The organism is Kitasatospora sp. NPDC048298, assembly GCF_043201465.1.
GTDB lineage: Bacteria > Actinomycetota > Actinomycetes > Streptomycetales > Streptomycetaceae > Kitasatospora.
Genome location: NZ_JBICYZ010000061.1, coordinates 51920 through 59337, shown reverse-complemented (window position 1 = coordinate 59337; position 7418 = coordinate 51920). Strand labels below are relative to the sequence as shown.

Annotated in this window: 3 protein-coding genes and 1 pseudogene; 2 read left to right on the top strand and 2 right to left on the bottom strand. The window is 75.0% G+C overall.

Features of this window, described 5'->3' with window-relative positions:
* Positions 1-480: 480 nt before the first annotated feature.
* Positions 481-1764: pseudogene (locus tag ACGF0D_RS33505) on the bottom strand (SpoIIE family protein phosphatase); the annotation flags it as partial.
* Positions 1765-1934: 170 nt separating this feature from the next.
* Positions 1935-3320 carry an NAD(P)/FAD-dependent oxidoreductase gene (locus ACGF0D_RS33500; RefSeq protein ID WP_392922692.1) on the bottom strand — a complete coding sequence of 462 codons (1386 nt, stop codon included), beginning with the start codon at positions 3318-3320 and terminating at the stop codon, positions 1935-1937.
* Between the two features lie 542 nt (positions 3321-3862).
* On the opposite strand from ACGF0D_RS33500, the gene ACGF0D_RS33495 reads away from it, so the two are divergent.
* A complete protein-coding gene (locus ACGF0D_RS33495) occupies positions 3863-4753 on the top strand; it encodes a TetR/AcrR family transcriptional regulator (protein WP_392922686.1) in 891 nt (296 codons plus the stop codon).
* A 338-nt stretch (positions 4754-5091) separates the two neighbouring features.
* Entirely contained in the window at positions 5092-7356 is a 2265-nt protein-coding gene (locus tag ACGF0D_RS33490; protein ID WP_392922683.1) for a sigma-70 family RNA polymerase sigma factor, read from the top strand.
* The last annotated feature ends 62 nt before the right edge of the window (positions 7357-7418 follow it).

The following is a 7418-nucleotide window of genomic DNA, read 5'->3' as shown; positions in this document are numbered from 1 at the left end:
AACCCCAGGAAACCTGAGGCCGGGGATGTCAACATATCTGGCGTTGACTTTTGGCACGCTGTTGAGTTCTCAAGGAACGGACGCTTCCTTCGGACTGCCTTCCAGCAGGCCCTCCGGGCTTCGTTCTTTCGTGTTTCCAGCTTATCAGATGTTTTCCGCTCCGTTTCCGGGGCTTCGTTCATCCAACTCGCCGGTGTCTTCCGGGGCTTGACGCCCTGTCCGACGTTTCAAACTCTAGCCGATCTCCGCTCCGAAAAGCGAATCCGGCCGCAACCCGATAAAACGAGCACGCCGAATAAGCCCCAGGCCGTCACGCGAAAAAGCGAAACGACCGGTGCGAACCGGAAGTGGTGTTTCAGAGGATTGGCTGCCCCGGGACCGTCCGCGCAGTGCGTGTCCGGTGCTCCCTGTCAGGCAGCTCGAAGAACGTTAGACCTCTGGACCCTCCGGGTCAAGTGGCGCAAGCGGATTTCCGGCTCTCTCTTCCGCCGGCAGCTGGAAGGCCAGGACGGCGACGTCGTCGTCGTGCTCGGAGGTCACGCCCATCGCCCGCAGCAGCCTGGCGCAGACCACCTCGGGGGCGCCGATCGCTCCGGTCAGGGTGCGGGCCAGGAGGTCGAGGCCCTGGTCGATGTCCTCGTCGCGGCGTTCGACCAGTCCGTCGGTATAGAGGACGCCGGTCGTGCCGGGGAGCAGGCGCAGGGTGTGGGAGACGTGCAGGCCGCCGCCGGTGCCGAGCGGCGGGCCGTTCTGTTCCTCGCTGCGCAGGATGGTGCCGTCGGGGCAGCGCAGCAGGACGGGCAGGTGTCCGGCGGAGGCGTAGGAGAGGGTGCGGCGCTGCGGGTCCCAGACGGCGTAGGTGCAGGTGGCGATCTGGTTGGCGTCGATCTCCATGGCGAGGCCGTCGAGCAGGCGCATCACCTCGTGCGGGGGCAGGTCGAGGCGGGCGTAGGCGCGGACGGCGGTACGCAGCTGGCCCATGACGGCGGCGGCGCGCAGGCCGCGGCCCATGACGTCGCCGATGACGAGGGCCGTGCGCCCGCCGTCGATGGCGATGACGTCGTACCAGTCGCCGCCGACCGCGGCCTCGGCGCCGCCCGGTTGGTAGGTGGCGGCGACCCGCAGGCCGGCCGGCTGGTCGAGCTTCTGCGGGAGCAGGCTGCGCTGGAGGGTGACGGCGGCCTCGCGCTGGCGGCGTTCGGCTTCGCGCAGGCGGGCGGCGGCGAGGACCTGGTCGGTGACCTCGGCGGCGAAGATCAGCACTCCGGCGGGTTGCCCCTCCACGGGGGTGTCGCCGTTCTCCCCGGCGCCGAGCGGGACGCAGGAGACGTTGTAGTAGCGGTTGCCGGTGAGGCCGAGGATGCAGCGGGCCTTGACGCTGCGCGGGCGGCCGCCCCGGATGACCTGGTCCATCAGGGGCAGGACGCCCATGGTGGCGAGTTCGGGGAGCGCCTCCGCCGCCGGCAGGCCGGTGGGGCGTTCGCCGAAGAGTTCGCGGTACGCGCGGTTGGCGTAGCCGAGCTGGTGGAGCGGGCCGTAGGTGACGGCGACCGGGGCGGGGATGCGGTTGAGGACCTCGCGCAGGTTCTGCGGCTTGTGCGGGTCGAGGAGTTCGGCGGTGGCGGCGGGGCCGGTCGGCTCTCGGGGGCTGGGCACGACGACGCCGTCGGGGCAGGGCGCACCGTCCTCGGTGCCGGTCCCGGTGGGCGGGAGGGCACGCCAGGGGACTCCGGCGAGCCGGGCGCTCCAGCGCATGAGGTTCAAACGACGGCCGCTTCCTCGTTTTCCAGGCATATCATCACTTTTTGTGTGCGCAGCACCACAAGGGGTAATGACCAGGTCGGGCTGATCCTGTCAGGCGGAGGCCCGGTTCCGGAAGTCGCACGCCCGGCGTGGCCGTCCGGACGACTGCCGGGCCGGGTCGGCGGGCGCGTTCACCGGGGAGCATCCGGGCCGGCGTCGGACCGCCGTCCGGGCTTCGGGTCGAACCCTCCCTCGAAGGCCGAACGCGGGTGCTCCGTCGCGCCCAGCGAGACCACCTCGCGGGAGAACACCCCGCCGAGCACCCAGTCCATCAGCACCCGCACCCGGCGTTCGGTGCTCGGCAGCCGCCGCAGGTGCCGGGCCCGGTGCAGCCACCAGGCCCGGCGGCCGGTGAGCGTGCCGCCCCGCCGGGTGTGCGCGACGGCCCGGCGCGGGCCGAGCGAGGTCGAGCAGGCGGCGGGGCCCGGCCGGTAGTCGGCCAGGCGGGGGTCGTGAGGCCCGCCGTCCAGCGCCACCACGACGTTGCGGGCGAGCAGCTCGGCCTGGGCGAAGGCGTGCTGGGCGTTGGGGGCGCAGGGGGCGCCGTCCGCGTTCGGGTCGGGTACGGCGGCGCAGTCGCCGGCCGCCCAGACCCCGGGCAGGGCGCGTCCGTCCGGCCCGACGGCCTGCAGCGTCGCCAGGCACCGCACCCGGCCGAGGGTGTCCAGCGGCAGGTCGGTCTCGCGCAGCAGCGGGGACGGCCGAACGCCCGCCGTCCAGACCAGGGTGCGGGCGCCGAAGCGGCTGCCGTCGGAGAGCGCCACGACCCGGTCGGCGGCGGACTCCAGGGTGGTGCGCAGCCGGATGTCGACGCCCCGCTCGCGCAGTTCGCCCAGGGTGTGTTCGGCGAGTTCGGGCGACTCCCCGGCGAGGATCCGGCCGGTCGCCTCGACCAGGACCCAGCGCAGGTCCTCGGCGCCGACGTTGTGGTAGCCGCGCACGGCGGTGCGGGCCATGTCCTCCAGTTCGGCGAGCGCGCCGACGCCCGCGTAGCCGGCGCCGACGAAGACGAAGGTGAGCGCGGACTGGCGCAGCGCCGGGTCGCGGGTGGCGGAGGCCAGGTCGAGCTGCTCCAGGACGTGGTCGCGCAGGCCCACCGCCTCGCCGACGGTGGAGAAGCCGAGGCCGTGTTCGGCGAGTCCGGGCACCGGAGCCGTGCGGGAGACCGAGCCGGGGGCCACCACGAGGATGTCGTAGGGCAGCTCGACCGGGGCGGGGGGTTCGCCGGGGCCGGCGGCGTCGGCCAGGGCGCGCCGGGCGGCGTGTTCGATCCGGGTGATCCGGGCGGTGACCACCCGGCAGTCCGGCAGGACCCGGCGCAGCGGCACGACCACGTGTCTCGGGTCGATCGAGCCGGCCGCCACCTCGGCCAGCAGCGGGTGGTAGGTGAAGTAGGCCTGGGGCTCGACGACGGTGATCTCCACCTCGCCGCGCCGCAGCCGTTCCCGCAGGGCGCGCTGGAGGTGGAGTGCGGCGGCCGTTCCGGCGCAGCCGCCGCCGGCGATCAGGATCCTGATGGTGCGCCTCCTGCCGATGCGACGTTTCGTCCCCGGCCGCCCCGCGGCCGGGTGTGTCCCCCCATCACGCCCCCTATGAAGGACCGGCGGAGGCGGTCTTGTCCACAGTCCGTACGGGGCTGGTTGCGACACGAGTGACCACCGTGGCCAGTTGTGCCTACTGGGCGACTTTCTGACGCACTTTCGGCCTCGGAGACTGGTGAACTATGGTCGGATTGTGTACCGGAGCGGCCGTCGCCATGACAATCGGCGGCGACGCACCGTGGAGCGGCCACTACGGCCAGTTCCAGCGTTGGCGTGTAAACCCGACTGGGGGCCAGTCATCCGGGGAAGGGTAGTTCCCGGACAGGGCCCCGGACGGTGCCGACGCGCCGAGCCGGACGTGGACCCGGCACGGCGGCACGAACCGTGGTCACCGGATCGGGACGGACGGCACGAGCAATGGGTCATCGGGTCATTTCTGACGGGCTGAGCTGCACCGGGGGGTGCAGGGGCGGGCGACGACAGGGTCCGGTTTCGGACGCCTGCGGGGGAGAGTTGGGATGATGGATCAGGAGCAGGTGTTGGGGCGGACGGTCGCACCGCAGGCCGGGCCGGGCATGGTCCCCGAGCAACGTGGCCCGGTGGAGCCGCCGTCGCAGAGCGGGCTCGCGCAGGTCGGCATGGTCCAGGCGGCCGTCCCGTACCGGGCCGAGTCGGCGGCGGCCGCCGCGGCGGTGCCCGGGGCCAGGCTGCGGGTGGACGCCCGGCGGAACCTGGAGAGCGTGCTGCGGGCGGCTCGCGAGGTGTTCGGCGAGTTCGGCTACGGCGCGCCGATGGAGGAGGTCGCGCGCCGGGCCGGGGTCGGGGTCGGCACCGTCTACCGGCGCTTCCCGAGCAAGGAGGTGCTGGTCCAGCGGATCGCCGCCGAGGAGGTGGCGTGGCTGACCGCGCAGGCGCGGGAGTCGCTGTACGGCGGTGACGGCGCCTGGGACGCGCTGGCCGGCTACCTGGCCCGCGCGGTGAGCAGCGGCGCCGGGCGGCTGCTGCCGCCGGAGGCGTTCCGTTACGCGGAGGAGCTGGGCCGGGTGCCCGAGCAGCGGACGGCGGAACAGCCCGCGGCGGTCCGCTTCGATCTGCGGGGCGAGGAGGCCCGCTCCGGCGGGGTGGTCGAGCCGTCGGCGGCCGACGCCGACCCCCGGCTGCTGCTCCAGCTGCTGGCCGCCCTGGTGGCGCGGGCCGGTGCCGCGGGCGAACTGCGGCCGGGCGTCACGGTGTCGGACGTGGTACTGGTGCTGACCGCCTCGGTGCCGGTGCACGCGGTCCGTCCGTCGCTCTCCGCGCCGGCGGCCGGCGGTTTCTCGCCGACTTCTCCGCAGACGGACGGTCAACCGGCGGCCGGGCCCTCGGACCGGCTGCTGCAGATCCTGCTGGACGGCCTGCGGGAGCGCTGACGCCCGCCGGTCGGCCGGTCCGCCACGCCCGGCGGGCACGGGAGTTGGAGGAAGGACCGGCGCGCGGCCCGGGTGCGCGCGCCGGGTGTGGGAGTCGCACACCCCACCGCCGCACGCTGGGCGAACGCTCCCGCGACGGCCCGTCGGAGGGGTGGAAGGCGGTCGCTCCGGCTACCGCCCGCCCCTGCGCTATGCCATCCTTTGCCCGTGGTTGGAGCCAATGTCCCGATGCGCGCCGTTCGCGCGCCGTCGGCGCCGTACGCCGGGGAACCGTGCGCCCGCGCACGCCCGCGCGCCCTGCCACACTACGGGGGCTGTCGTGGAATCTGGGGTCCGTTGTGAGCGCCGAGGAACAGAACGACTACGGGTACGGGCTCGACTTCGGAGGCCTCTCCGGTGACGGCGCCGAGGGGTCCGTCACGGGCCCCTGCAGTCTCGGCAAGACCGGCGGGGCGGCCCAAGTGCCGGGCTCCGCACCGGGTACGGCAGCGGGACACGTCCCCGACCAGGCCGGGATGCCCAGCCGTGAGACGCTCTCCGCCTCCGCCGCCGCGCTGCCCCCGGGCCGGGTGCCCGGGCAGGCCCCGGCGGGCCGCGGCGGTGTCTCCCCCGAGGCGTTCGTCGGCGAACCGTTCACCGGCGACGGCCGGACCGCCCGGCCGACCGTGCCCGCCCCCGCCGATCCGGTGGACGGCGAGCGCCCCGCCTCCGACGCCGAGTTGACCGCCCGGGTGCGGGCCGGCGACGACACCGCGTACGAGGAGATCTACCGCCGGCACGCCGACTCGGTGCGCCGCTACGCGCGCACCTGCTGCCGGGACAGCTTCACCGCCGAGGACCTCGCGGGCGAGGTGTTCGCCCGCACCCTGCAGGCGCTGCGGGCGGGCAAGGGCCCCGAGTTCGCCGTCCGCGCGTACCTGCTGACCGCCGTACGCAACGTCGCCGCCGCCTGGCACCGCAGCGAGCGGCGCGAGCAACTCGTCGACGACTTCGCCGTGTTCGCACAGACCTCGGCCGCCGTGGTCGACCTCGACCTCGCCGACCCGGGCGCCGACGCCTGGGCGATGGCGATGGCCGACCAGCGGATGGTCATGCAGGCCTACGCCGAACTGCCCGAGGACGACCGGGTGGTGCTCTGGCACACCGAGGTCGAGCGGGAATCCCCGAAGACCGTCGCGGTGATGCTCGGCAAGACCGCCAACGCCACCGCCGTCCAGGCCCACCGGGCCCGGGACCGGCTCGCCGCCGCGTTCCTCCAGGCGCACGTCTCGGGCAGCCAGGACCGGGCGTGCGAGGCGTACGCCAACCGGCTCGGGGCGTACGCGCGCGGCTCGCTGCGCAAGCGGGCCTCGGCGGAGGTCGGCCGGCACCTCCAGGAGTGCGACCGCTGCACGGCGGCCTGCCTCGAACTGACCGAGATCAACACCGGGCTGCGCGCCCTGCTGCCCGGCGGGGTGCTCGTCTGGATCGGCGTCGGCGGGTTCGGCGCCGCCGCGGCCGCCGTGGGCGGTGCCGCCGCCGTCGGCGGTGCGGCGGCGGCCGGGACGGCCGCCGCGGCCTCCGGGTCCTCGGGGGCGGCGGCCGGTGCGGCCGCCGGTACGGCTGCCGCCGGCTCGACCGGGGCGGCCTCCGGCGGGGCCGGTGCCGCCGCGGTCGGCGAGGGCCTGGGCACCGCGGCCAAGGCCGGGATCGTCGCCGCCGTCGCGGTGGCCGCGGCCGCCGTCGCCGCGTACGCGTTCACCGGCTCGCCCGAGCCGAGGCCCCCGGCGGCCGCTCCCCCGGCCCCCAGCGCGCCGGCCGCCGCCGCACCCGGGACGCCCGCGGCCCCGCCCGCGCCCGAACCCGCGCCCACGGCGGCTCCGGCCCCGGCGTCCAGCGCCGCCGCCGCGGCCCCGGAAGAGCCCGCGGCGAGCCCCGAGGCCAAGCCGACCACCAAGTCCACGCCGGTTCCGCCGGCCGCCACCGACCAGGCGCCGCAGTCCGGAACGCCCGCACCCGGCGGCCCGAAACCGCCGGCGCCGAGCTTCACCCCCCCGGTCGTCACCGTGCCGACCCTGCCGCCGCTGCCCACGCCCGACGTGCCGGTCGTCCCGACGCCGACCCTGCCGCCGGTGCCGACCCCGACCGTCAGCACGCCGACGCCGCCGGTGCTCAGCGACTTCTGGGGCGACTCGCTGCCCGTGCTGAAGCCCGGCAACAACCGGGTGCCGCCGCCCGAGCCGAGCATCCGGCAGAAGGGCAGCGACAACTTCTGGCAGCGTGACGGCGGCTGGATCGGCGGCGACTACCAGCCGCACGCGATCACCGTGCACGCCCCGGCGAGCACCGTGATCGACCTCAACCGCACCTGCACGTCCTTCGACGCGGTGGCCGGGGTGGACGACGCGACGATCTCGCCGGGCCGGGTCGTCTTCACCGTCCAGGGTTCCGACGGCAGCACCCTGTGGCGCTCCCGTCCGCTGGCCGTCGGCGACGACGCGGTGCCGGTGCACGTGCCGCTGGCCGGGCAGAAGTCGGTCAAGCTGACGGTCACGCCGGTGAACGGGATCTGGTCGGCGCTGAACGTCGCGGACTGGGCCCAGGCCCGCTTCCGGTGCTCGTGACCCGGACGCGGTCCGGGCGGTCATGACCCGAGGCCCGCTCCAGGGCGTCCTGGAACGGGCCT

Excerpts from the sequence above, each read along its gene's own strand:
- ACGF0D_RS33495 (WP_392922686.1), top strand. The coding sequence starts at position 3,863 with ATGATGGATCAGGAGCAGGTGTTGGGGCGGACGGTCGCACCGCAGGCC.